Annotated in this window: 22 protein-coding genes; 13 read left to right on the top strand and 9 right to left on the bottom strand. The window is 52.1% G+C overall.

What is annotated here, in order from left to right; translation table 11 throughout:
* The first annotated feature begins 122 nt into the window (after positions 1-122).
* The 3 genes from NR114_RS04350 to NR114_RS04340 all read left to right on the top strand — a co-directional run bounded on the left by NR114_RS04350 (position 123) and on the right by NR114_RS04340 (position 2,440).
* A complete protein-coding gene (locus NR114_RS04350; RefSeq protein WP_020827162.1) occupies positions 123-662 on the top strand; it encodes a septation protein A in 540 nt (179 codons plus the stop codon).
* Positions 663-737: 75 nt separating this feature from the next.
* A complete protein-coding gene (gene yciA / locus NR114_RS04345; protein WP_020827163.1) occupies positions 738-1,166 on the top strand; it encodes an acyl-CoA thioester hydrolase YciA in 429 nt (142 codons plus the stop codon).
* Between the two features lie 248 nt (positions 1,167-1,414).
* Positions 1,415-2,440, top strand: coding sequence for a LacI family DNA-binding transcriptional regulator (locus tag NR114_RS04340; RefSeq protein ID WP_046373386.1), 1,026 nt, complete (start codon positions 1,415-1,417; stop codon positions 2,438-2,440).
* A 10-nt stretch (positions 2,441-2,450) separates the two neighbouring features.
* Here the strand turns inward: NR114_RS04340 and NR114_RS04335 are convergent, their stop codons facing one another.
* The 4 genes from NR114_RS04335 to NR114_RS04320 form a co-directional block, all read right to left on the bottom strand.
* Positions 2,451-3,419: a nucleoside hydrolase gene (locus NR114_RS04335; protein ID WP_256813639.1), complete on the bottom strand. Its 969-nt coding sequence runs from the start codon at positions 3,417-3,419 to the stop codon at positions 2,451-2,453.
* Positions 3,416-4,627, bottom strand: a complete 1,212-nt coding sequence (tsgA, locus tag NR114_RS04330) for an MFS transporter TsgA (protein WP_256813638.1) — start codon at positions 4,625-4,627, stop codon at positions 3,416-3,418. The genes NR114_RS04335 and tsgA overlap by 4 nt, the downstream gene beginning before the upstream one ends.
* A gap of 336 nt (positions 4,628-4,963) precedes the next feature.
* Positions 4,964-5,710: a TonB system transport protein TonB gene (tonB, locus tag NR114_RS04325; protein WP_020827167.1), complete on the bottom strand. Its 747-nt coding sequence runs from the start codon at positions 5,708-5,710 to the stop codon at positions 4,964-4,966.
* 238 nt (positions 5,711-5,948) lie between these two features.
* Positions 5,949-6,602 carry an epoxyqueuosine reductase QueH gene (locus NR114_RS04320; RefSeq protein ID WP_020827168.1) on the bottom strand — a complete coding sequence of 218 codons (654 nt, stop codon included), beginning with the start codon at positions 6,600-6,602 and terminating at the stop codon, positions 5,949-5,951.
* A gap of 180 nt (positions 6,603-6,782) precedes the next feature.
* Here NR114_RS04320 and NR114_RS04315 point away from each other — a divergent pair, with 180 nt between their 5' ends.
* The 3 genes from NR114_RS04315 (at position 6,783) to NR114_RS04305 (ending at position 9,733) form a co-directional block, all read left to right on the top strand.
* Entirely contained in the window at positions 6,783-7,079 is a 297-nt protein-coding gene (locus tag NR114_RS04315; RefSeq protein ID WP_020827169.1) for a YciI family protein, read from the top strand.
* A gap of 220 nt (positions 7,080-7,299) precedes the next feature.
* Positions 7,300-9,192, top strand: coding sequence for a hypothetical protein (locus tag NR114_RS04310; RefSeq protein WP_256813636.1), 1,893 nt, complete (start codon positions 7,300-7,302; stop codon positions 9,190-9,192).
* Between the two features lie 277 nt (positions 9,193-9,469).
* Positions 9,470-9,733 (top strand): DUF1471 domain-containing protein, encoded by a 264-nt coding sequence (locus tag NR114_RS04305; protein WP_048758642.1) that lies wholly within the window; start codon positions 9,470-9,472, stop codon positions 9,731-9,733.
* Between the two features lie 73 nt (positions 9,734-9,806).
* Here NR114_RS04305 and NR114_RS04300 read toward each other — a convergent pair whose 3' ends face one another.
* Entirely contained in the window at positions 9,807-10,361 is a 555-nt protein-coding gene (locus NR114_RS04300; RefSeq protein ID WP_020827172.1) for a TetR/AcrR family transcriptional regulator, read from the bottom strand.
* Between the two features lie 125 nt (positions 10,362-10,486).
* Here NR114_RS04300 and NR114_RS04295 point away from each other — a divergent pair, with 125 nt between their 5' ends.
* Positions 10,487-11,959, top strand: a complete 1,473-nt coding sequence (locus tag NR114_RS04295) for an MFS transporter (protein WP_256813634.1) — start codon at positions 10,487-10,489, stop codon at positions 11,957-11,959.
* Between the two features lie 196 nt (positions 11,960-12,155).
* Positions 12,156-12,647: a Dps family protein gene (locus NR114_RS04290; protein ID WP_020827174.1), complete on the top strand. Its 492-nt coding sequence runs from the start codon at positions 12,156-12,158 to the stop codon at positions 12,645-12,647.
* A 48-nt stretch (positions 12,648-12,695) separates the two neighbouring features.
* On the opposite strand, the gene NR114_RS04285 is transcribed toward NR114_RS04290, so the two are convergent.
* Positions 12,696-12,872 carry a YciY family protein gene (locus tag NR114_RS04285; protein ID WP_071827036.1) on the bottom strand — a complete coding sequence of 59 codons (177 nt, stop codon included), beginning with the start codon at positions 12,870-12,872 and terminating at the stop codon, positions 12,696-12,698.
* A 253-nt stretch (positions 12,873-13,125) separates the two neighbouring features.
* Between NR114_RS04285 and cls the strand changes: the two genes are divergently transcribed.
* Together cls and NR114_RS04275 are read left to right on the top strand one after the other, a co-directional pair.
* Positions 13,126-14,586 carry a cardiolipin synthase gene (gene cls / locus NR114_RS04280; RefSeq protein WP_041414608.1) on the top strand — a complete coding sequence of 487 codons (1,461 nt, stop codon included), beginning with the start codon at positions 13,126-13,128 and terminating at the stop codon, positions 14,584-14,586.
* Between the two features lie 56 nt (positions 14,587-14,642).
* Positions 14,643-14,966: an HI1450 family dsDNA-mimic protein gene (locus NR114_RS04275; protein ID WP_004945300.1), complete on the top strand. Its 324-nt coding sequence runs from the start codon at positions 14,643-14,645 to the stop codon at positions 14,964-14,966.
* A 59-nt stretch (positions 14,967-15,025) separates the two neighbouring features.
* On the opposite strand, the gene NR114_RS04270 is transcribed toward NR114_RS04275, so the two are convergent.
* Positions 15,026-15,790 (bottom strand): DeoR/GlpR family DNA-binding transcription regulator, encoded by a 765-nt coding sequence (locus NR114_RS04270; protein WP_256813633.1) that lies wholly within the window; start codon positions 15,788-15,790, stop codon positions 15,026-15,028.
* 294 nt (positions 15,791-16,084) lie between these two features.
* Between NR114_RS04270 and NR114_RS04265 the strand changes: the two genes are divergently transcribed.
* From NR114_RS04265 to NR114_RS04255, 3 genes are all read left to right on the top strand, one after another.
* A complete protein-coding gene (locus tag NR114_RS04265) occupies positions 16,085-17,527 on the top strand; it encodes a glycerol kinase (RefSeq protein WP_046373381.1) in 1,443 nt (480 codons plus the stop codon).
* A 23-nt stretch (positions 17,528-17,550) separates the two neighbouring features.
* Positions 17,551-18,798 carry an ethanolamine utilization protein EutH gene (eutH, locus tag NR114_RS04260; RefSeq protein ID WP_256813632.1) on the top strand — a complete coding sequence of 416 codons (1,248 nt, stop codon included), beginning with the start codon at positions 17,551-17,553 and terminating at the stop codon, positions 18,796-18,798.
* Positions 18,799-18,871: 73 nt separating this feature from the next.
* Positions 18,872-19,228 (top strand): DUF1937 family protein, encoded by a 357-nt coding sequence (locus NR114_RS04255; RefSeq protein ID WP_116690342.1) that lies wholly within the window; start codon positions 18,872-18,874, stop codon positions 19,226-19,228.
* Positions 19,229-19,298: 70 nt separating this feature from the next.
* Here the strand turns inward: NR114_RS04255 and NR114_RS04250 are convergent, their stop codons facing one another.
* Together NR114_RS04250 and NR114_RS04245 are read right to left on the bottom strand one after the other, a co-directional pair.
* The gene (locus NR114_RS04250) at positions 19,299-20,516 is read right to left on the bottom strand and encodes an FAD-dependent oxidoreductase (RefSeq protein ID WP_256813631.1); all 1,218 of its coding nucleotides are present in this window, start codon (positions 20,514-20,516) and stop codon (positions 19,299-19,301) included.
* Complete coding sequence (locus NR114_RS04245; protein WP_048758684.1) at positions 20,513-21,910, bottom strand: NAD(P)/FAD-dependent oxidoreductase; 1,398 nt, start codon at positions 21,908-21,910, stop codon at positions 20,513-20,515. The genes NR114_RS04250 and NR114_RS04245 overlap by 4 nt, the downstream gene beginning before the upstream one ends.
* Positions 21,911-22,022: the final 112 nt, after the last annotated feature.

The following is a 22,022-nucleotide window of genomic DNA, read 5'->3' as shown; positions in this document are numbered from 1 at the left end:
CAAATTCCTGCTTTCATGGCGGAAATCCGTTGGCCAAACGCCGATAATCAGCGCTTCCCAGCGGTACACAGAACCCGCCAAATCCGGTATAGTCGGCCGATGAACAGATGATGGATTGATTTATGAAGCAGTTTCTTGATTTCCTCCCGCTAATTGTCTTTTTCGCCTTTTATAAGCTCTACGATATTTACGTGGCCTCTGGCGCGCTGATTGTCGCCACCGCCCTGGCACTGGTGTTCACCTGGTTCAAGTACCGCAAAATCGAGAAGATGACGCTGATCACCTTCCTGATGGTGCTGGTGTTCGGCACCCTGACGTTGGTGTTCCATAACGATTTGTTTATCAAATGGAAAGTGACCATCATCTACACGCTGTTCGCGCTGGCGCTGCTGATCAGCCAACTGGTGCTCAAGAAGCCGTTGGTGCAGCGCATGCTGGGGAAAGAGCTGACGCTGCCGGATAAAGTCTGGAACAACCTCAATCTGGCCTGGGCGGTTTTCTTCCTGGTCTGCGGCCTGGCGAACATCTACGTCGCTTTCTGGCTGCCTCAAAGCGTTTGGGTCAATTTTAAGGTGTTCGGCCTGACCGCGCTGACGCTGGTATTTACCCTGCTAAGCGGTATTTATATTTATCGGCACATGCCGGAAGAACAGAAAAAATAGTTACAAAATTGTTAATGCCCGTAGTCCTTGCTACGGGCAGTATAGTGAAATCCCTTCTTTGATAAGCAGACAGCTATGACTCAACAACGACCTTTACCCAGTGGCGAAATGGTGCTGCGCACGCTGGCGATGCCGGCTGATACCAACGCCAACGGTGATATTTTTGGCGGCTGGCTGATGTCGCAGATGGACATCGGCGGCGCTATTCAGGCAAAAGAAATTGCCGAGGGACGCGTAGTAACAGTACGCGTCGATGGTATGACCTTCCTGAAACCTGTCGCCGTGGGTGATGTGGTATGTTGCTATGCGCACTGTATCCGTACCGGGCGCAGTTCTATCACCATCAATATCGAAGTGTGGGTCAAGAAAGTGTCCTCCGCCCCGATAGGCCAGCGTTATCGCGCAACCGAGGCAGTATTTACCTATGTCGCGGTGGACGATGAGGGCAACTCACGGGCCCTGCCCGACGGAAAAATGAATTTCCGTGTAGGTTTCGATGAATAAGCCGTAGCGACAAAATTCGTTTTCAATTAGCCCGATGCACCCCATCGGGCTTTTTTATTGCTGCAGGTTAATCAACGCGTTTCAATAACGCCTTTTGGCGGTTAAAGGCCTGTATCTTGATTTTGCTTGTGTATAATCAACCGGGTACCCTCACGACGTGGGACGCCAGAGTCGGCCTATCGCTATCTTGGTCAGTGCTCCGCCTATCAATTCATCTTGTGGCATAAAACTGAGGTTATAAGTAGAGAATGGCTACCCTTAAAGACGTTGCACGCCATGCCGGTGTCTCTGTAACAACCGTATCTAACTTTATTAATAATAAAAAAAAGCTAAAAGATGATACCCGGCAGAGCATTCTGGAAGCCATTCAGGCTACCGGCTACCGACACAATGCCTTGGCCGCCTCACTCAAGAAAAACTCTGCCAGTTTAAAAAGCATTGGCATCATTTCTATCGTCGACCAAAACCCCTTTTTCTCCGAGCTGTTTTTCAAGCTGGAAAATGAATGCTTCAAGCAGGACTTTACCGTTATCTCCTGCTTCCGCCATGCCGATAAAGAGGATTTGCATACCTACATTAATTTAATGTCGGGCCGCGTGGACGGCATCATCCTCATATCGTTGAAGCGCGACAAAATTGATACCGTAATCAAACAGATCCATGCGGTGCCGGTGGTGGCTATCGCTTTCGATATCGGTGATGTGATGAGTTTGTGCGGGGGTACAGAGTTCAATTTACATAATGAGACTGGCGGCTATATAGCAGGACGGTTCTTGCTGTCCAAAGGGCACAAAAAAATTGCCTGTGTGACCGGGCCCAAAGCGTTAAAGACCACAACAAACCGTATCGCGGGTCTGAAAAAAGCACTGGGGGAATTTAACCTGCCTGAAGACTCCGTCGACTATATCGAAGGAAACTACACCTATCAGAGCGGCGTTGACGCCATGTATCAACTTTTCTCCTCCGCAGCGTTACCAACGGCCATTATCTGTCATAACGATTTAATGGCCATTGGCGTACAGAATGCGGCGAATGAACTGGGCTTGAAGATCCCCAGGGAGCTTTCAGTCATGGGTTACGATGATATAGAAATGTCCAAATTGTCTTTCCCGTCACTCTCCACGGTTAGAATTCCTTTGGACGACATTGCTTACCAAGCCCTGGAAGGCCTGACCATGAAAATGTCTCATCCAGGGAGTAAAGCCATAATATCAATAACACCTAGTCTGGTCGTCCGGGGATCGGTCAGTGAACCCGTCGATTTCGGAAAATGACGTTCAGAAACTAAACCGTCGCCTTCTCCACCATGGTCGCCATATAGAGGTCAAGCACCCCCTGGTGATCAACCTGAACGCAAACACGTTGCTTCGGTTTCCCGCTCCACTCATCAATCGGGTAACGTTTCCCCCCCTCTTTAAGCAGGGTATGCCCGATGGCCGGCCCTTCAGTAATCACCCGTATAGCGCCGACTTTGACGTCGAACAGCTCAGGGGCAATCGCATAGGCAATGGCCGAAGAGTCGTGCACATAAAACCCTTCCATACCCACTTCCCGTTGATGAAAGTCCGCATAAAAGCGCGTTATGCGATAAATGAACTCACCGTATCGGGCTGAATCCAGACGTAGTCGATCAATATATTCGCCGGTCATTACCGTTTGCTGAGTAACGTCCAGCCCAACGACAGTCACCGGCCAGTCAGTGGTCATGACCCTGTCGGCCGCATGCGGGTCGCCGATGATATTGGCTTCCGCGAAGGGAGTCACATTGCCCGTATGGCCGTTATGGCCAAATGCTCCGCCCATCACAATCACCTCTTTGACCAGGCTGGCAATGCTGGGATCCTTTTCAACCGCCAAAGCCAGATTGGTTAACCTGCCGACGGCGATTAAGGTAATCTCGTCCGGATGGGCTTTTACGCTATCGATAATGTAGTCATGAGCCGCTCGCTTATCGATGCCGGGATACTCCCCCGCAGGAATATCTATATCCCCCAGTCCATTTAACCCATGGACAAAAGTGGTTGGCTCACCCGCCGCGACGACCAGCGGGGTATCTGCACCCATCGCAACATCTGCTGTCAGACCAAACCGCTGATTGATATACAGCGCATTTCTGGTGGCATTCTCGATAGTCGCATTGCCAAAAACGGTGGTAATCCCCATCAGCTCTATCTCGGAACTGGCATGTGCCAGCAGCATCGCCATGCTGTCGTCAATGCCGGGATCCGTATCAAAAATGACTTTTCTCTTCATGAATATATTTCCTTTGTGGATTTGGTGTTTTCAATCTTCTCGAGTATCAGACAGGCAACAATGGCGATACAGACGGCGGTAAAGCCCAGGACCGTCATGACCATCGCGCTGGCCACCCCGAACCGATCAACGATGGCGGCAGACAAAGCCGGAGAAATCGTGCTGCCCACGGTTCCGCACGTCAGTAAAAAGGTAACCAGCACGGCCGGAGAATTTTTCACCTGTTGAGAGCCAACGGAAATGCCTAATTTATAGACGCACGAGGTCAGAAAACCGAAGCCGAGTGTGAGGCTCAGGAAAACTTTCGGACTGGGGGTCATGCTTAAGTAAAAGGTCAGCACAATGGCGATGATAGAGACTGCCACCAGCATTTTTCGCGGCGGGATCCTGTTAACCAAGACGGCCGCGGTGATCAATCCAAACACGGATGGCCCCCAATAGTTGCCTACGGCCGCCCCGGACTCCGCCGCTGACAAACCAAACGCCTGCTGCAAGTAACTGGGCGACCAGGTCAGGAAAGTACTCTGAGCAAACAGGTAAACACCGAGCGCAAACCCCATTAAAACCACTCTGGGGGTCATCACCTCTTTCCAGTTAAACCTGGCGCCTGGGGTGTTTGCTTTATCGGCTTCGGCCAAATCCCCTTTCGGATATTTCAATATAAAGGTGCTGATAAACACCAGCGCGGCAATCACGCCCGCCAGTCCGTAGGCGGTAGTCCATTGCATATTGGCCGCAATGATCATTGTCGCCATCGAGGGAAAGATAAAACCGGAAGCGCTAAAGGCACAATCAGTGGCGATAAAGGCAGAAGCACGTTTGTTTTCGTTGAAAACTTTGGAGATAAGCACTGCGCCGCCCGACAAACCGGTGCCGCAACAGGTGCCCAAAACAAAAAGATAGAACGAAACAACAAACGGATTTCTGACATCCAGAAACACCAATGCGGCCAGAACAACCAGGAAAATGGCATAGGTGACGCGCAGAATGTGACGGATCTCAAATCGAGAATACACCGCCATCGAGATGAACGTTCCCAAAAGCGTGCCGCCGGTCAGGTAAGAAAACATCGCCGCGGCGTCCGTGATGCCCATACCCAGATAAACTGACATCGGTTTAATAACAATGCCTATCTGAGTGAGGAGACCCGCCATCACCATATAGGTCATAAATGAGACAGACAGTAAGCTGGCTTGGTAAGAACTCATGGTTTTCCCCGAAAAGGTTTAACGTTACACCATTTCATTTTGTTTTATGTGCCGAAAAGTTGAAGTGATCGGGTTCACAATTAAGTTAAATGAGCGTTAATGTTGCGTGAAGTGAGAGAGCGATCGGCTTTTGTTCAATAAATCAGGTTGAGATGCGTGTTTCACTGTCAGGCGCAGTGAGGCAGGTTTTCTATAGCAGGACTTATAAAGGTTTATCGTTACACCATTTAGCTTCAATAAGACGTATTGCAGGATTAAGGCAACGCATAGCGAATTTCAGGCAGCAAAAAGGGCCGCCGAAGCGACCCTTGTCTTTAATTAACCCTAACCTGTCGGTCAGTTCATTTCCGTGGTGCCGTTAATTTTAAAGCGAATATTCACGGTACGATCTTTCGCTTCTTTGGCTTCATAACGCCACTTACGCATTGCCTGCTTCACTTCACGCTCGAACATATTGCGCGGTTCCGCAGACAGAATACGCACGTTGCTCACACGGCCGTCGCTGTCGATATCGAACTGTACCCGTACATTGCCTTCAATCTGCAATGCTCTGGCACGCGGCGGATAAATCGGATCGACACGGCTGAGCGCCCTCGGTGCCACATCACGCGAATTACCCGCCACCGGGGCTGACGGTGCCTGCTTAACTGGCGCTTTGTCGATAGGCTTGGCCGGCTGGTTATTTTCAAACGGCGAAGGCTCACGCGGCTCAGTTTTCTGCGGTTCACGCTTGACCGTTTTTTCAACCTTCGGCTTAGGTTTTGGCTTCGGTTTGGGTTTTACCGGCTCAGGTTTCAGTATTGCCTTCGGCGGCGGCTCCGGGATCGGTTCTGGTTCCGGCTCGGGTTCAGGCTCCACCTGCGGTTCTGGCTCCGGCTCGGCCGGCGCAGGAGGTGGCGGCTCCGCCATCGCGGCGGTATTGACCATCATGACGCTGATTGGCGCATCTTCAGGTTTCGGCAACTCCATCACTTCTTTGACAGAAGCATAGAGCAGACCCGCCACCAGGGCGCTATGTAAGCCAACGGACAGGACAATCGGCACGGACAAACGGCGATTAAGGAACATCTTTTTTAGCGGCATAATGATTCTGTTTCCTCTGGTTCGCCAAGTTTAAATGCAAATAGCAATCATATTCAATAACGAATGGCAAACTATCGCTCTAATCGTCGTTATTCATCGCTAAAACCTGCAAACTCATGGGGATATTAACCTTTCATTTGCCTTTTCACCGAGGCTTTTACACGCTTCATTAACCTGATTTACCGCCGCCAAGAAGCAAAAAACCCGCCGTAGCGGGTTATTCGTTATCAATGTGGTGTTATTCTTCATCGCCGTAATACAGCACGCCCAGTTTGATCAACGGCCGGCCCTGTGCTTTGCGGTGCAGGTTGGTGTCACGAAGTGAATAAACGCAACCGCAGTACTCCTGTTGATAGAAGCGCTCGCGCTTGCTGATGTCGATCATCCGCGAGGCACCGCCTTTTTTACGCCAGTTGTAATCCCAGTACTCAAGATCCGGGTATTTTTCTGCCGCACGCACGCCGCAGTCGGTGATTTGCTGCATATTCTTCCAGCGGGAGATGCCCAGCGAACTGGAAATGGTATCGTAGCCATTTTCGTGCGCATACAGCGCGGTACGTTCGAAACGCATGTCGAAGCACATCGTGCAACGGATGCCGCGCTCGGGTTCATGCTCCATCCCTTTGGCGCGAGCAAACCAGTTATCGGTATCGTAATCGGCGTCAATAATGGGTACGCCATGCTGCTCGGCAAAACGGATGTTCTCGTCTTTACGCAGCAGGTATTCCTTTTGCGGATGGATGTTCGGGTTATAGAAGAAAATGGCGTACTCGATGCCGGAGGCCTGAATGGCTTCCATCACCTCACCGGAACAGGGAGCACAGCAGGAGTGGAGCAGCAGCTTGCTTTTGCCCTCAGGCAAGTTGAGTTTCTCTCTAACCAGTTCCGTCATTTCTCTACCTCACAAACCTTGTCCGATGAATCGCGCGGCCGCACTATACGAATAAACACTAGCGGCTTCAAGGCATAAGCGCCAGCCATGGCTAAATTCCAGCGGGCGGGCATTCCCTTGTTTCGTCTTTTGCGCTACTTTAAATTTACCGTTCTATAGCAATGATTTTAAAGGTGAAACATGCTTTATCTGATCTACGCGCAAGACGTCCCCAACTCATTGGAAAACCGCCTGTCGGTACGCCCCGCGCACCTGGCGCGCCTGCAGGCACTGCGTGATGCGGGCCGTTTGGTGGTTGCCGGCCCCAACCCCGCCATCGACAGTAACGATCCGGGCAGCGCCGGTTTCAGCGGCTCCACCGTTATTGCGGAGTTCGCCTCGCTGGCGGACGCACAAGCCTGGGCTGAACAAGATCCCTACGTCGCAGCTGGCGTTTATGGTGACGTAACGGTCAAACCGTTCAAACAGGTGTTCTAGCGCGAAGACAGCCCACTGAACTCCCCCTCAGTGGGTTGTGACCACAAAGCATGGCCGGCTACGCCGACGATTGGCCTTACGTATATATCTCCTTCTTGGTTTAGCCTTGACTGGCACAACGACCTTCACCTTTCACGCTATTGTGCATGATGCGATGCGCTCATAGACTCTGGGTGCTGTATATAAATACAGTAACTCCAATTTTCCCTATGAGGATCAAATGATGAACACCTGCCCTGATATTGTCACATTGAGAAACACCGTACCTACCCTTGCCGGTGAGCTGATCGCAGTAACCGCCTATGATTCAAGCTGGAGCAGCAGTAACAGCCAACCTGCAGGCGGTGGCATCTTTGTCGCTAAAGCACAATCGACACCGGCAGACGACGGTGGCATGTTTATTCGCCCTAACTCGTCGTGGGTTTGGCTGCGTATATTGGAGGTGGCAGGTACAGTTTCACCTTATCTGTACGGTGCTAAAGGCGATGGTCTTGCTGACGATACGGATGCGATCCAAAAAGCGCATGACTATGCCAGTTCGTTGGCCAGTGCCAGTGGCTCCCGCGTGTTGAAAAACGGCAACCTAATTTTTGGCAATGGCCGCTTCAAGTGTACAAAGAAACTGATCTTTGACACCAAAACCGTCGATTATGATTTTTCCGGCGCATTGCTGGATTTCACGGATATGGCTCACGGCAGCCAAGATAAGCGTAATACCGCCATCGGATGGCAAAATGATGCCGGCTACGCTCAAGGCAATCTTAGTGTTAAAAATCTGCGTATGCTGGGTCCTGGGGCTGACACTTTTGTCGATGGGATGACATTTTCCACTTCGCTTTCGAAAAGTTACCCACGTAATTCTCTAACGTTCACCGGTGGTGGTCTTGAGGGGTTCGCCCATGGCCTGACAGGCACCACTAATTTCTATTTCCTACGCATGTATGCTTTTACCTTCAATCATTGCGACATCTGTTACTTCTTCCCAAACAACACTACAGACTCCGGTGAAGAGATGAACTTTCACAGCTGTGTCTTCGCGCAAAGTAACTGCGGCGTGAATCTTCAGGGAGGGTATAGCTATTTCTTCAACTGTTCCTTTGATTATATCTACGGAAAAAATGGGCAGCAGACATCGACGGACAGCCTGGGGAAATATATTCATATTGAAGGCGGACAGCACATTTTCCGCGATTGCCACGTTGAAGGCTACGGCCCACAGAATTACATCGTCAACATTCCGGATAATAAAAGCTGCAAGGTTAACTTTATTGGCGGTCTGTTCACCTTTAAAGCAGGAGGTAGCCCATCTACCTATCCCACCACGAGTAATCCATTTTATTTCGGCAACCTGGCCCGTGTCGTGTTTGAGAAGGTTAATATTGGACAGATGCAGCAAGATGGGGATGCGAACGTCAGCGGTTGGATTGATGGCGGCGGCTCGGCATCATTACATGATACTCAATTGCCTATTGCCTGGCCCTATTTGCTGACACAGGTTCGTACCGATAGCGGTATTCAGGACAACTGGCTCGACAGCACAACCTATACCAGTGGCACTGGCAATGAGAAATGGACCGAGGAGGTTTGGGTTCTTCCGCCAGGAGGGATTAACAGCGTGCGCAAATCTCGTTACGGCTGGGGAACCGCAAGCAGCACCAATTTTAGCCTCATCCGGCAGGCCGACTTTGTCTCACTGGGGCGTAACGTCTCCGCAGGCAGCGGCGTGTTTCAAGCCGTGTTAGGGACAATAAAGCTAAAAGGCTACGGCAGCGTCATTCATCATCTTCGCGCCAATACTTTCGCTGGTGATGGACAAAGCTGCCAGGTAAAAATTGTATGGGCAAAACTGAACGAATTTGGTGCACAGCAAGATAAAGAGCCCCAAATACTGCTGCAGCAGACAGGTCACTCGTACACCTTTAATTTCAGTGGCGTTGAATCTGAACTGAAAACCGTGACTATACCTGGCCAAATGCAAGGTTACACCACTCAGCCGCCCAACTTTGAACGCGCTCCTGACTGGGCAACTCATGCTTTTCTACTGATTGATGTGTCAAAAATGAAAAGTAACTTCGACTTGCGCATCACCGATGTTTATATGCGCCAGGTATAAAGAATTTAACATTGACTACAGCCGCGGAGGATCGCGGCTTTTCGTTGCGGACAAAAAAAAGCCAGCACGGAGTGGCTGGCTAAAGGGTTCTTCGAGGGAATATCTTGTTCGATAAACATACTCCCTTCCCCGCTGAATTCGCCATCTATCGGTGCGATAGGCACCGCCTGTACCGCTTATTTTTACCACTGCATGGAAAACCTACAGCTGCGACCTACACTTAAGCCGTAGTCATGTTCGAACTTATCCATTCGTTCTCTACGTAAAAGGAATAGTGATGAAAGCAACTAAATATCTGTTGGCTGTACTGGCATTCGCCTCCTTCTCTTCCATGGCCGCCATTGAAATCACCAAGGAAGAAGCCGCAAAACACACCGAAATTGGTCCGGTGACCATCTCACAAGATGGTGATGATACCGTGGGCATCGATCACGCAAGATTGTCTAAAGCGGTCGATGAAAAAGGCGGGAAATACTATGTGATTATCGGTCGCGAAGGGAAAACCTCCTTCGAAACCATCAATGCCGTGGCCTACAAATAACGCCTGAAGACTCAAATGGCGTATTAACGCGGCGGTGACTCGGGCCGCGTTAATCCTGATCCACTAATAATCTTCAGCGACTCTGCACATTTTGCAAAATCAATGTCTGCATATCCGCAAACATGGCATCCCACTCCGCCGGATCAATCTCCATCAAGCCAAAGTAGCGCAGCATAAATGCTCCTTCGGTGGCCAAAAACGCCAACCGCGCACGCTTGCCTTCCTCAGTGGTTAAATCCAGTCCGGCAATCCGGCTGCGGTACCATTCACGCGTACTGTCCAGATGCTCCGGGGTTTGGATCAGGGTCGCCATCAGCCCGGCAGCCTTGGCGCTGGAGGCCTGATCGGAGCTTCGGGTTGCCTGCAGATGCGCTTGCACACTCGTCGTGGCCGAGGGGTTTTCGCCGGCAATCTCATCGAATACTCGTTCATAGGCTTTACCCCAGCGATCGAACATCGCATCGATCATCGCGTCTTTGCTGCCAAAGCAATATTGCACGCCACCTTTTGAAATCCCCATCGCTCTGGCAACAGAATCAATGGTCAGCCCGGCGGCACCCTGCGTGGCGACAATCTCTTCCGCCACGTCCAGAACCTTGTCACGATCGATGCTGCGTTGACGTCCCATTGAGAAACCCTCTTTTCAATACATACGTATGGATATATATTACGCCAGTATACCACCCGGCAATCCTGAGTGGTGACGATCTTATAGCTACGCCCCCGCGTAGCTTGTTTTTTTGGAATAATATTATGCACGTAAACAACCGCTGGTTGATCCTGGCAATGATTTCCAGCGCGCTATTTTTGATTATTATCGACATGACGGTACTTTACACCGCTTTGCCACGGCTGACCCTGGCGCTGGATGCCAGCGCTTCGCAAAAATTATGGATCGTAAATGCCTATCCACTGGTGGTAGCGGGTTTACTGCCTGGTGCAGGCATGTTGAGCGATCGCATTGGTCATAAACGATTGTTTATAGCCGGGTTGCCGGTGTTTGCCGTCGCCTCGCTTTGCGCGGCCTTTTCCCCGTCGGCCGAATGGCTGATCGCCGCCCGGGTATTCCTTGCGGTAGGTGCCGCGATGATGATGCCGGCTACCCTTTCCATTGTCCGTCATGTCTTTACTGATGAGCGTGAACGCGCCTTGGCCATAGGCATCTGGGCAGCGGTGGCCTCTGGCGGCGCGGCTATTGGGCCAGTAGTTGGCGGCGTGCTGCTGGAGTATTTCTGGTGGGGCTCGGTGTTTTTGATCAACGTCCCTGTGGTGTTGGCAGTACTGCCGTTTGCATGGCGTTTGATTCCACACTGCGGCGGCGAAAACAAAAGCCCTTACGATATCATCGGCTCGGTACAGATCATGGCCGGTCTGGTTGGTTGTATCTATGCGTTAAAGGAACTAAGCAAAGCGGCACCCTCCTTTACCGCGTTGGCGATTGCCGCCGCGATCGGCATTGTCTCGCTCTGGCTATTTGTTCGCCGCCAACGGCGGGCACGCTATCCGATGATCGACTTCTCGTTGTTCCAGAATCGGCTGTTTGCCGGTGGCGTCGGGGTAGCGTTAGTGTCGATGATTGCGTTAGTCGGCGTAGAGCTGGTACTGACTCAACGGCTGCAGCTGGTGCTTGAACTTAGCCCTTTGCAGGCCGCGCTGTTTATTCTGCCGATCCCGCTGGCGTCAGCGCTGGCAGGCCCGTTAACCGGCTTACTGCTGCCGCGCTTCGGTGAGCGCAGCATGATACTCGGCGGATTTATTCTGACCGGCTTGGGTATCGCAGGCCTGGCTCTGCTTTACCAAAGCAGCCTGGTGTTGCAGCTGATTTGCCTGTTCATCGCCGGTTTTGGTCTTGGCGGCGTGATCACAGCAGCCTCAACCGCCATCATGCTTAACGCGCCGGAAGAGAAGTCAGGTATGGCAGCGTCGATCGAAGACGTTTCCTATGAACTCGGCGGGGTTCTGGGCATCACCTTGCTTGGCGGATTGATGACCGCCATCTATAGCCACAGCCTGGCACTGCCTGACAGCCTGCCGGTAAGTGATATCGCCTACGACAGCATCGACGAGGCGTTGAGGCTGGCCGCCAATCTGGCAGCCGATCAGGCTGAACAGCTAAAACAGCTGGCGCGCCTGGCATTCGACCGCGCATTTATCGTCGTGCTGATTGCAGCCGCTACGCTGATGGCACTGGGCGCCGGCGTGGCAAAAATGGCCTTGCGCAAGTAATGGTCGAAAGCTGCTGTTGTTGTTAACGCATTCTGCTTAAACTGATTTGGCAATTTGCTTCGCGGATTTATCGATATTGGTTTTGACGATTGCATTGATGCTTTTGAACGTCTTTAACCCTGCGATAAATCTGGTTACTGTGTTTGTTATGGATATTGTGTAAATCATCGAATCAAATAATCAGGAGAAGATTATTATGGCAACGACGAAGAAAGCAGCAAAAAACCATATCGGCCTGGACAGCAAACAATCGGCAAAACTCTCGGAAGCCTTGAATGCGCTGCTGGCGAATTATCAGGTGCTGTATATGAACGTACGCGGCTACCACTGGAACATTTCAGGCCCGCACTTCTTCGAGCTGCACGTCAAATTTGAAGAAACCTATAACGATCTGCTGACCAAAGTCGATGAACTGGCGGAGCGTATTTTGACCCTGGGTTCACAACCGCGTCATGCTTTTAGCGATTACCTGAAAACTTCCGACATCAAGGAAGACACCAACGTCACCGATGATAAAGGCACGCTAAGCGGTTTATTGCACGGCTATTCGGTGCTGCTGCAACAGCAGCGTGAACTGCTAACGCTGGCCGCCGATGCCGGTGATGAAGGGACCGCTTCCCTGATGAGCGACTACATCAAAGAGCAGGAAAAACAGGTGTGGATGCTTAACGCCTATCTGGGTAAATAACCCCCAGTCTCCGCTAACAAAACAGTCCCCTCAGGGACTGTTTTCGTTTTACCACTCGTATGACACCACAAACAGCAACGAACGTCGGTGCTGATCGTCCAGGCGACGCCGCACCCGAATGATATGCCGATTGCTGCATGACTGGCGTTCCAACCAGCGATGCCTGCGGCGCTGGCTCTGCCGCAACATCCGCCAGCGGCCCACTTCGTTTCTACTGCGTCTCATCGTTTCGTCACTCATTCGTCAAAAGCCAACGGCGGGCATTATAGCCCTTTCGCCGTGCGATCCAAGCCACAGTTTTTCGTATTTTACTCTGCCCCGACAACGCGGCAGTTAGCCCAAAATGTCCTTTTCGTTTACAGCAAGTGCCTTAAGACAATCATATTTTTGCAACATAAGCGCGGAGAAAAGGTTTCCCCTTTACCATTCTGTGCGTACACTCATCGTTGGTGGTTTGCGAACGGGATTTTTCGCCTTTATGACAACATTTTATACCGTAATCAGTTGGCTCATGGTGTTTGGTTACTGGCTGCTTATCGCCGGTGTGACCCTGCGTATTCTGATGAAACGCCGTGCCGTACCGTCAGCGATGGCCTGGCTGCTGGTTATCTACATTCTGCCGCTGTTTGGTATTGTGGCTTATTTATCTTTTGGCGAATTGCACCTGGGCAAACGCCGGGCCGAACGCGCCAAGGCCATGTGGCCCTCTACCGCACGCTGGCTGAGCGAATTAAAAGAGAGCCAGCGGATCTTCGCTACGGAGTACAGCGAGGTTGCCAGACCGCTGTTCCAACTGTGCGATCGCCGTCAGGGGATTGATGGTGTCAAAGGCAACCAACTTCAGCTGCTTACCACGACGGATTCAACGCTGGAAGCGCTTATCCGCGATATTGAGCTGGCTCGCCATAATATAGAGATGGTGTTTTATATCTGGCAGCCGGGCGGATTGGTGGATCAGGTCGCCGAGTCGCTGATGGCGGCCGCGCGCCGGGGCGTACACTGCCGCCTGATGCTGGATTCTGCCGGTAGCCTGCAATTTTTCCGTAGTCCCTATCCCGGCATGATGCGTAATGCCGGTATCGAAGTCGTGGAAGCACTCAAGGTCAACCTGTTCCGTGTGTTCCTTCGTCGAATGGATTTGCGCCAACACCGTAAAGTGGTACTGATCGACAACTATATTGCCTACACCGGCAGCATGAACATGGTGGACCCGCGCTATTTCAAACAGGATGCCGGCGTCGGCCAATGGATCGATTTGATGGCACGCATGGAGGGCCCGGTCGCCAGCACCATGGGGATCGTTTATGCCTGCGATTGGGAAATTGAAACCGGCAAACGTATCCTGCCGCCGCCGCCAGACGTCAATATCATGCCGTTCGAACAGGAAAGCGGCCACACGATCCAGGTTATCGCCTCCGGCCCCGGCTTCCCTGAAGAGATGATCCACCAGGCGCTGCTGACGGCCGTTTACTCTGCGCGCGAACAGCTGATCATGACCACGCCTTACTTTGTGCCAAGCGACGACCTGCTGCATGCTATCTGCACCGCTGCCCTGCGCGGGGTGGAGGTCAGCATTATTGTCCCACGCGACAACGACTCGACGATGGTACGCTGGGCCAGCCGCTCCTTCTTCTCCGAACTGCTGGAAGCGGGCGTGCGGATTTATCAGTTCGAAGGCGGTCTGCTGCATACCAAGAGCGTGTTGGTCGACGGTCAGCTCAGCCTGGTGGGTACGGTGAACCTGGACATGCGCAGCCTGTGGCTGAACTTCGAAATCACGCTGGTGATCGACGATGACGGTTTCGGCAGCGATCTGGCCTGTGTGCAGGATGATTACATTGCGCGTTCACAGTTGCTGAACGCCCAGGAGTGGCAGAAACGGCCGTTCTGGCATCGGATTGTCGAGCGCCTGTTCTACTTTTTCAGCCCGCTGCTATAAATGCCGTAGCGGGCATGGTTTAATAACGCCAAATCATTTGTGATCAGGATTTAATTATGGATTTGAATAACCGCCTTACTGAAGACGAAACGCTGGAACAGGCTTACGACATCTTTCTGGAACTGGCCGGCGACAATCTGGATCCGGCGGATATTCTGCTGTTCAATCTGCAGTTTGAGGAGCGCGGTGGCGCAGAACTGTATGACCCTGCGGAAGACTGGTCGGAACATGTGGATTTTGACCTGAACCCGGATTTCTTTGCCGAGGTAGTGATTGGTCTGGCAGACAGCGATGGCGAGCCAATCAATGACGTTTTTGCCCGCGTGCTGCTGTGCCGCGAGAAAGACCACAAGCTTTGCCACATCCTGTGGAAAGAGTAACCTTCTGATGTTCATATAACCCTGTCGGTCATCGCGACCGGCAGGGTTGCTTACCCTCCTCAGGCCACAATCACCTGAAGATTCGCCGGGAAAACCAAGTTCTTCAGTTTCTTCTCCGGATCGCTGGTCACCAACCACGAGATATCTTTTAACTCTGCCACCAGCCCTGTCGCATGGTTATTCAACTTGTGCCCATCGGCAAGGACAATGGTTTTGTTGCTGTTTTTGATCATCTGACGGGCAATGGCGGCCTCGTTCAAATCCTGATCCATCACCCCTGCCTTTGGGCTCACCGCCCCGGCACCGATGACCGCGTAATCCGCATAGAAAGCGCTGATCCCCTGCAATGCCACCGGGCCAATGCACTCCATTTTCGACAGGCCAAATTGGCCACCAATCAGGATCAGGTTAATCGTTGAATTGTCATGGAACAGATTGGCGATCACCGGAGAATTGGTGATGACGGTAAGCTGATTAATACCGGCAATCTGCTTGGCAAACTTCAGCGTCGTAGTCCCGAAGTCGATAAACAGCGAGTCCCCGGGCTTGATCAATTCGGCCGCCTTAATGGCAATGGCCTTTTTGTCGTCTTCAGCCAATTTGGCCCGCTGATTAAATTCCAGCTCAAACCCAAACTGAGCGATAACCGCCCCACCATGGATTTTCTTGATGTGTTTCAGCTCTTCAAGCTTATTCAGATCTCTGCGAATGGTTTCCTGAGAAACATTAAAGTCATCAGCCAATTCATTGACGAACACCTGCCCACTATTTTTCAACTTATCGAGAATGATGTTCCTTCGTTCTAATGCGTTTGAGTAATCCATCTTCTGATCCATTATGCTGTTTTTAACATTATAAAAAGTGTGGGTTTGCAGGGCATTTTATTGCTTGGTCGACAATTGTTTACCAACTCCTCACGTGAAGCAACTGCCCATTTCACTTTTCACAGGGCTAAAACCACAGCATAACCACACTGCCAGAAGCCAAAACCAAGATGTTGGTCACAATTAAATCGAAAATTGTGAGTTTGATGTTGATTTAATGTGCAGTGATGATACTAAATAATATAAACGGGCACAATGACAACATATAAACCACAAAATAGACCTGAGGGCTTTATGCTGAACCAACGCTATGCAGCCATTGACCAAGGAACAACAGGAACACGCGTCGTGGTGTTCGGCGAGGACGGAAAACATTTTTCCCCCGCCGCCATCGCGCACAAACAATTAACGCCCAATCCTGGTTGGGTGGAACATGATCCCATGGAGATCCTGCGCAATATTCGCACCTGTCTTAGCCAGTGTGGGGTCGTGGATGCCATTGGCCTGGCGCATCAGGGCGAAAGCGTCGTCGCCTGGGATGCCCAGAGCGGCCTGCCGCTCTATAACGCTATTATTTGGCAAGACCAGCGTACCGAATCCGTCATCCGTCAACTACGCAATGAAGGTTTTGAAGAGACCATCAGGGCGAAGACCGGCTTGCCACTGGATACGTATTTTTCCGGAAGCAAGCTGGGATGGATCATGCGCAATGTGCCCGGTGCCCGTGAGCTTTCACGCCGCGGCCATTTGCGACTCGGTACGATGGACAGTTTTTTCATGTTCCACCTGTGCGGGACACACATCACCGATTACAACTCGGCTTCCCGAACCTCGTTATTCAATATTCATACCCTGCAATGGGACGAAGAACTGTGTCGGTTATTTGGCGTTCCAATCGAAGCATTGCCAAACATTCGCGACAATACCGGCCATTTTGGCGACGTGACTTATGCCGGCAATACCACGCCGCTGACGGCCTGCATCGTCGATCAATTTGCCGGCACTTATGGTCATGGCTGCCTGCAGCCCGGTCAGATGAAAATCACTTTCGGCACCGGCGCGTTTTTGCAATCGATTACCGGTCCCAAGGTTCCCGACGCGCAAGGCTCAGGGCTGCTCCCAACATTATGCTGGAAATTACCGGGCGAGCCTCCGCTCTACGGCCTGGATGGCGGCGTCTATAACGCGGCATCAGCCATTAACTGGGCCAAAAAGATCGGCTTGTACAGCGATATCGAGGAGTTCTCCGATTTCCCGGATGAACCGGCCATCGCTCGCGGCTTGGCTTTTATCCCTGCACTCTCCGGCTTGGGTTGCCCCTATTGGGATCGCTCGGCAGCCGGATTATGGGCTGGGCTGTCGCTGGAAACCGAGCGCAAAGACATGCTGCAGTCCATTCTTGAAGGGATCGCCATGCGCTCGGCCGAGGTGATCTACGCCATGGACAAAGTTCGGCCCATTGGCGACACCATTTCGGTGGACGGTGGCTTATCGGCCAACCTCTACTTTAAGCAGTTCCTTGCCAGCCTGATCCAAAAACGCATCGTTACCCCTGCCAACCGGGAAATTACCGCGCAGGGTGTCGCTTTGCTGGCTCGCAAGGGCTTAGGCAACACCCACCCGATGAACGTCAGAACACAACACGTCACCACTGAGCCTGCAGAACGCGATCTGTCTCCTTATTTTGCAAAATATAAGGACATTATTTCCCGTTCCCGCAACCTGCGCGGCGAATAAATAATAAGAAAACGGAGGCAATTATGTCTGAGATTGGCAACATCATTATCTATATCATTATGGCCGGGACCCTGCTCGGCGCCATGGCTTCGGTGATCAAACCCGAAAGCGGATTGGGCAAAGAATTCGTCAATGGTATTCATTCCATTGGCCCGGTATTTCTGGCCCAGGCCGGTATTATGGCGGCGATCCCGATTCTTTCTTACGCTATTACCTACACCGTCGGCCCTCTGTTCCAATCAATGGGATCGGATGCGTCCATTGCCGCCCTGTCGATTATCGCCGTTGATATGGGCGGCTATCAGTTGGCAGACGCGATCGCGGCTAACCGTGATCAATGGATCACAGCCATGTTGGTTGGCTACACCTCCGGTGCCAGTATCGTTTATTTAATTCCGGTCGGCCTGGTCATGCTGCAGCAAAAAGACCACAAATATCTGGCGCTGGGCGCCATGGCGGGGTTAATCAGCATTCCGTTTGGCGTGCTGATTTCATTGATGATCATCACGCTTAATAATATTCCGGTACGGGATATCATCTCCACGGCATCCCCCGCCAACCACTATTTAAGCATCGACTTCTTCAATGCCTTGCAACTGCTTTCTCCCCTGTTCGTTTTTTGCATCCTGCTGGCGTTAGGGCTGAAATACCGAACCCTATGGATGGTCAAATGCTTTCTGTTCTTTGGCAAGATTATGGATGCCTTTATCAAAATGGTGCTGGCCGCCTGTATTATTCAGCACTTCACCGGGGTCTTTAGCAAAGTCTTTGGCGGTTGGGTGTTCGATCCTCTTTTCGCCGACGAAAAAGAACTTTACCGGGCGATTGAGATTGCGGGCTATATCGGCATCATGCTGGCGGGCACCTTCCCGATTTGCTACCTGTTCCAGAAGTACTGCCAGCGCCCGATGAAGTTTATCGGCCGACAACTTCGGCTCGCGGATGCCGGGGCCATTGGCATGGTCATGGTGCTGGCCAACATCATTGCTGTTTATCACCTGTTCAAAGATATGCGTGCCCGTGACAAAGTGCTGTGCGTGGCCTTTGGCATCTGTGCCCAAGCGACCTTAGGCGACCATTTGGCCTTTACCGCCAACTTCCAGCCCACCCTGGTCCTGCCGATTATGGTCGGTAAATTCCTTGCCGGTGCCATTGCCGTGACCATCGCAATCTTTATTTCCGTCCCAGAGGCGCAACGGATGGAGCAGCGCGACGCACGCGAAGAGGCGGCAGCGCAAAACGATCGGCCAACCGTTCCCCTGGCCGTTTAATTTCCCGCTTAATTCCCCAGCAGTGCCTGGCAACCAGGCACTGCTTTCTTTATGTAATCCTATGAGGTTCACCATGCGTAAGATATTCCTTGCCTGCCCCTACAGCCATGCCGATGAGAACGTGGTGCAGGAGCGATTTCACGCCTGCAATAAAGTGGCAGCCAACATCATCGAGGCCGGTCATGCGGTTTTCAGCCAGGTCACCATGTCGCACCCAATTAATTTGCAGTTGCAACACACTGATAAAGCAGAGATTGGCAAAATGTGGGCGCCGGTGGATGCGCTGTTTTTAGTCATGATGGAAGAGTTGATTATTTTGGACCTTCCCGGTTGGGATCAAAGCGCAGGCATTAAACGAGAGATTGAGTTCTATCAATCGCGCAATCAACGCGTAAGTCTGTGGTCAGAGGTTGAACACGAATTCAAATAGCTTTCTGGGCATCAGAATAAACTAAGCCTGCATATGCAGGCTTTTTCATTGTGCTGAGTGGGAAAAACCGCTATCGGGCGATAACGGTCAAGTGACTGTTCGGTGTGAGACCGGAAATATCGATATTTTTAAGAAGAATGCGACGTTCAGGCAAGCAGCGGTGCTTTCCGCGGTAAAGCTCTTTTTCACCGTCGCGTACGATGATTTCGCCTTTATGGTAACGGTTAACACGGACATTGAGCGTGACGCGATCGGCGGCCGGTGCTGATACGGAAACCCGATTTGGCGCAGCAAGACGGAATACCTCGTCCAGTTGAATAGGAATCTCAAATCGCACGGCGTCATCCTGTTGCAGAGATCGGGCAACTTGCCGACCTACGCGCAACCCTTCCTGGTAACACTGATCGCCCATATCGGCGGGGTGCGTCATATTACCTGCAACATAATAGGCCGGATCGGAACAGCGACCGTGCTGGTCGAACCATGGGCGGCCAGTCTCAGGCTCATAGGCCAAATGGCTGTTACGGATCAGCGTATACTCGCCGGTAAAGCGGCCGGTAAAAATAATGCTGTCGCAGGCCAATTGTTGTGAGCTGCCGTCCGCGGCGGTAAATTCGATACTTTCCACCCGCTCGCCGCCATTGATTTGAGTGATGTGCGCACCCAGATGGAGCTTAACGCCCATAATACGGGCATATAACGCAGCCACGCGAAACGCCGTTGGCCGGGGGTTTTCATCTATCAGAGCCAGCGCCTTTATGCCCGCATTGCGCAGCGTCCAGATAGTGGAAAAGCTGACCAGCTCAGACCCGACGATCACCGGCTTAATGCCAGGCTTGAGTTTTTTCAGATAGATAAACTGCTGTAACGCCCCTGCGGTCAGAACCCCCTGCGGCCTTACGCCGCTGACCAGCCTGGCATGGCGTGGCGTTTCGCGCACGCCCGTGGCAATAATCACGCGTTTGGCACGCAAGGTTTCAAGGCCCCGATCGTCAGAGATGATTACCTCGCCGCCGGGCTTGATATTTACCACCGTGGTGCCGGTTCTGATTTCACAATTGTTTTGCACCAGATTCAAAATGCGCTTGGCCCAGAGGTGCCCTTTCATCGGCCGGTAGAACGTCTGCATGCCGAACGTAGGGTGACGGCAATGGCGCGGTACGCCACCCGCCTGTTTTTCTCTTTCCAACAGCAGAACGCGGTTTACGCCTTCATCCCATAAAGCGCGGGCGGCGGCCAAACCGGCCGGCCCGGCGCCAATAATAATCACGTCATATGACTGACTCATTCTACCCTCCCAACGACCAGCGTGTTGTCCAGACGATCGCCCACGATTTCGGCAACCTGATTACTGCAGAAAAAGCCGTTGCAGCGTCCCATCATGACGCGGGTACGGCGACGCAAACCACCGATACATTCAGGCGGCACCGCCGAGTGGAATGCCGCCTCCAGCTCACGCCGCGTGACCAATTCGCAGTGACAGACAATGCCGCCATTGCCCGAACAGGCATAATCACGCGGCTGATAATCAGACAGCATCGGCATCACCGGCCACTGGAGTTCAGCAGGCGGTTGATCGGTAAAGAGCGGATTAAAATGGTCGCGATAAAGTGTTTCTACATGAGCGGCAATCCCCAACGCAGCCGTCAGCCCGGTGGAACGGATCCCGCCCACGCTGATCCAATTTTCCTGCGGATAGTGATAAATTCGGTACTCTTTCTTTTCCGTTGCCGGCCGTAGCCCGGCGTAGGTGGCGGTCACGCCGTATTGCGTCAAAGTCGGCAACATCCGGCTACCTTTTTCAATCAGCCCTTTGAGCACCGATTCATCGACATCGGCCCGGTTACGGTCGGTTTGCTCTTCAGCCGTCGGGCCCAGGATCATATTGCCGAAAATGGTTCGACACAGCAGAACGCCTTTGGTGGTGGGCGTCGGAACCGGCAGGATGATGGCATTGATATCCGCCGCGGCGGCTTTGTCATAGACCAGAAACTGCCCTTTCCTTGGGCGGATTTCATAATCTGGTTTCCGCCACAGGCCATCGATCAAATCGCCATGGTTACCCGCACAGTTGATCACCAACTTAGTACGCACGCTGCCTTGGCTAGTCTGCAATAACCAACCATGCTCATCGCGCGTCGCCTTGGTCACTTCACAGTTAAAACGGTAAGCCCCACCGTGCATCACGGCCTGCGTAACGTAAGCGAGCGGCGCACTCCAGGGATCGATGACATATTCACCGGGGACTAATACCCCACCCAGCACGCCCTCCGCTAATTTTGGCTCTCTCTGGTAAACTTCGGCGGCAGAAATCTGCGCCACGTCTGTCACCCCATTTTCATGTGCCTGTTTCACTATGCCAGGCAGCGCCGCGAGTTGTTCTTCGTTCCAGGCCACCACGATGGCCGTGGTCTGCAACAGCGGAAGGTTCATCTTTTCTCTGATCGCCAAATACTCGTCGTAACCCGCCTGCATGCATTGCAGCTCCAGGCTTCCCGTTGGCGCATCAAAACCGGTATGGAGGATCGCGCTGTTGGCCTTGCTGGCGCCGGACAAGATATCGCCGCCACGCTCCAGCAATAACGTTTTCGCGCCCATCAGGGTGAAACGTCGGAAAACGGCACATCCCACTACGCCGCCTCCGATAACTACCACATCAACATTTTCATTTAGCTGTGTCATACGCGTTTTCTCACCACGAAACATGTGATAATAAAACCACATAAACCACACCATTACAACATCAAAACCACACTTTAAAATCGCAAAGGGGACAGCGAAAATCATAGAAAAA

It is taken from the genome of Serratia sp. Ser99 (assembly GCF_024519545.1).
Classification (GTDB): domain Bacteria; phylum Pseudomonadota; class Gammaproteobacteria; order Enterobacterales; family Enterobacteriaceae; genus Serratia; species Serratia liquefaciens.
The sequence above is the reverse complement of the archived record's forward strand: the minus strand, read 5'-3'. Positions and strand labels throughout refer to the sequence as shown.

Bases quoted from the DNA above. Each gene is read 5' to 3' on its own strand.
- tsgA (WP_256813638.1), bottom strand. From the start codon at position 4,627: ATGAGTTCTTACCAAGCCAGCTTACTGTCTGTCTCATTTATGACCTAT.
- yciA (WP_020827163.1), top strand. From the start codon at position 738: ATGACTCAACAACGACCTTTACCCAGTGGCGAAATGGTGCTGCGCACG.
- NR114_RS04350 (WP_020827162.1), top strand. From the start codon at position 123: ATGAAGCAGTTTCTTGATTTCCTCCCGCTAATTGTCTTTTTCGCCTTT.
- NR114_RS04275 (WP_004945300.1), top strand. From the start codon at position 14,643: ATGGATTTGAATAACCGCCTTACTGAAGACGAAACGCTGGAACAGGCT.
- NR114_RS04300 (WP_020827172.1), bottom strand. From the start codon at position 10,361: ATGGGACGTCAACGCAGCATCGATCGTGACAAGGTTCTGGACGTGGCG.
- NR114_RS04255 (WP_116690342.1), top strand. From the start codon at position 18,872: ATGCGTAAGATATTCCTTGCCTGCCCCTACAGCCATGCCGATGAGAAC.
- NR114_RS04320 (WP_020827168.1), bottom strand. From the start codon at position 6,602: ATGACGGAACTGGTTAGAGAGAAACTCAACTTGCCTGAGGGCAAAAGC.
- cls (WP_041414608.1), top strand. From the start codon at position 13,126: ATGACAACATTTTATACCGTAATCAGTTGGCTCATGGTGTTTGGTTAC.
- eutH (WP_256813632.1), top strand. From the start codon at position 17,551: ATGTCTGAGATTGGCAACATCATTATCTATATCATTATGGCCGGGACC.
- NR114_RS04245 (WP_048758684.1), bottom strand. From the start codon at position 21,910: ATGACACAGCTAAATGAAAATGTTGATGTGGTAGTTATCGGAGGCGGC.
- tonB (WP_020827167.1), bottom strand. From the start codon at position 5,710: ATGCCGCTAAAAAAGATGTTCCTTAATCGCCGTTTGTCCGTGCCGATT.
- NR114_RS04335 (WP_256813639.1), bottom strand. From the start codon at position 3,419: ATGAAGAGAAAAGTCATTTTTGATACGGATCCCGGCATTGACGACAGC.
- NR114_RS04250 (WP_256813631.1), bottom strand. From the start codon at position 20,516: ATGAGTCAGTCATATGACGTGATTATTATTGGCGCCGGGCCGGCCGGT.
- NR114_RS04270 (WP_256813633.1), bottom strand. From the start codon at position 15,790: ATGGATTACTCAAACGCATTAGAACGAAGGAACATCATTCTCGATAAG.
- NR114_RS04340 (WP_046373386.1), top strand. From the start codon at position 1,415: ATGGCTACCCTTAAAGACGTTGCACGCCATGCCGGTGTCTCTGTAACA.
- NR114_RS04305 (WP_048758642.1), top strand. From the start codon at position 9,470: ATGAAAGCAACTAAATATCTGTTGGCTGTACTGGCATTCGCCTCCTTC.
- NR114_RS04265 (WP_046373381.1), top strand. From the start codon at position 16,085: ATGCTGAACCAACGCTATGCAGCCATTGACCAAGGAACAACAGGAACA.
- NR114_RS04295 (WP_256813634.1), top strand. From the start codon at position 10,487: ATGCACGTAAACAACCGCTGGTTGATCCTGGCAATGATTTCCAGCGCG.
- NR114_RS04310 (WP_256813636.1), top strand. From the start codon at position 7,300: ATGATGAACACCTGCCCTGATATTGTCACATTGAGAAACACCGTACCT.
- NR114_RS04285 (WP_071827036.1), bottom strand. From the start codon at position 12,872: ATGAGACGCAGTAGAAACGAAGTGGGCCGCTGGCGGATGTTGCGGCAG.
- NR114_RS04315 (WP_020827169.1), top strand. From the start codon at position 6,783: ATGCTTTATCTGATCTACGCGCAAGACGTCCCCAACTCATTGGAAAAC.
- NR114_RS04290 (WP_020827174.1), top strand. From the start codon at position 12,156: ATGGCAACGACGAAGAAAGCAGCAAAAAACCATATCGGCCTGGACAGC.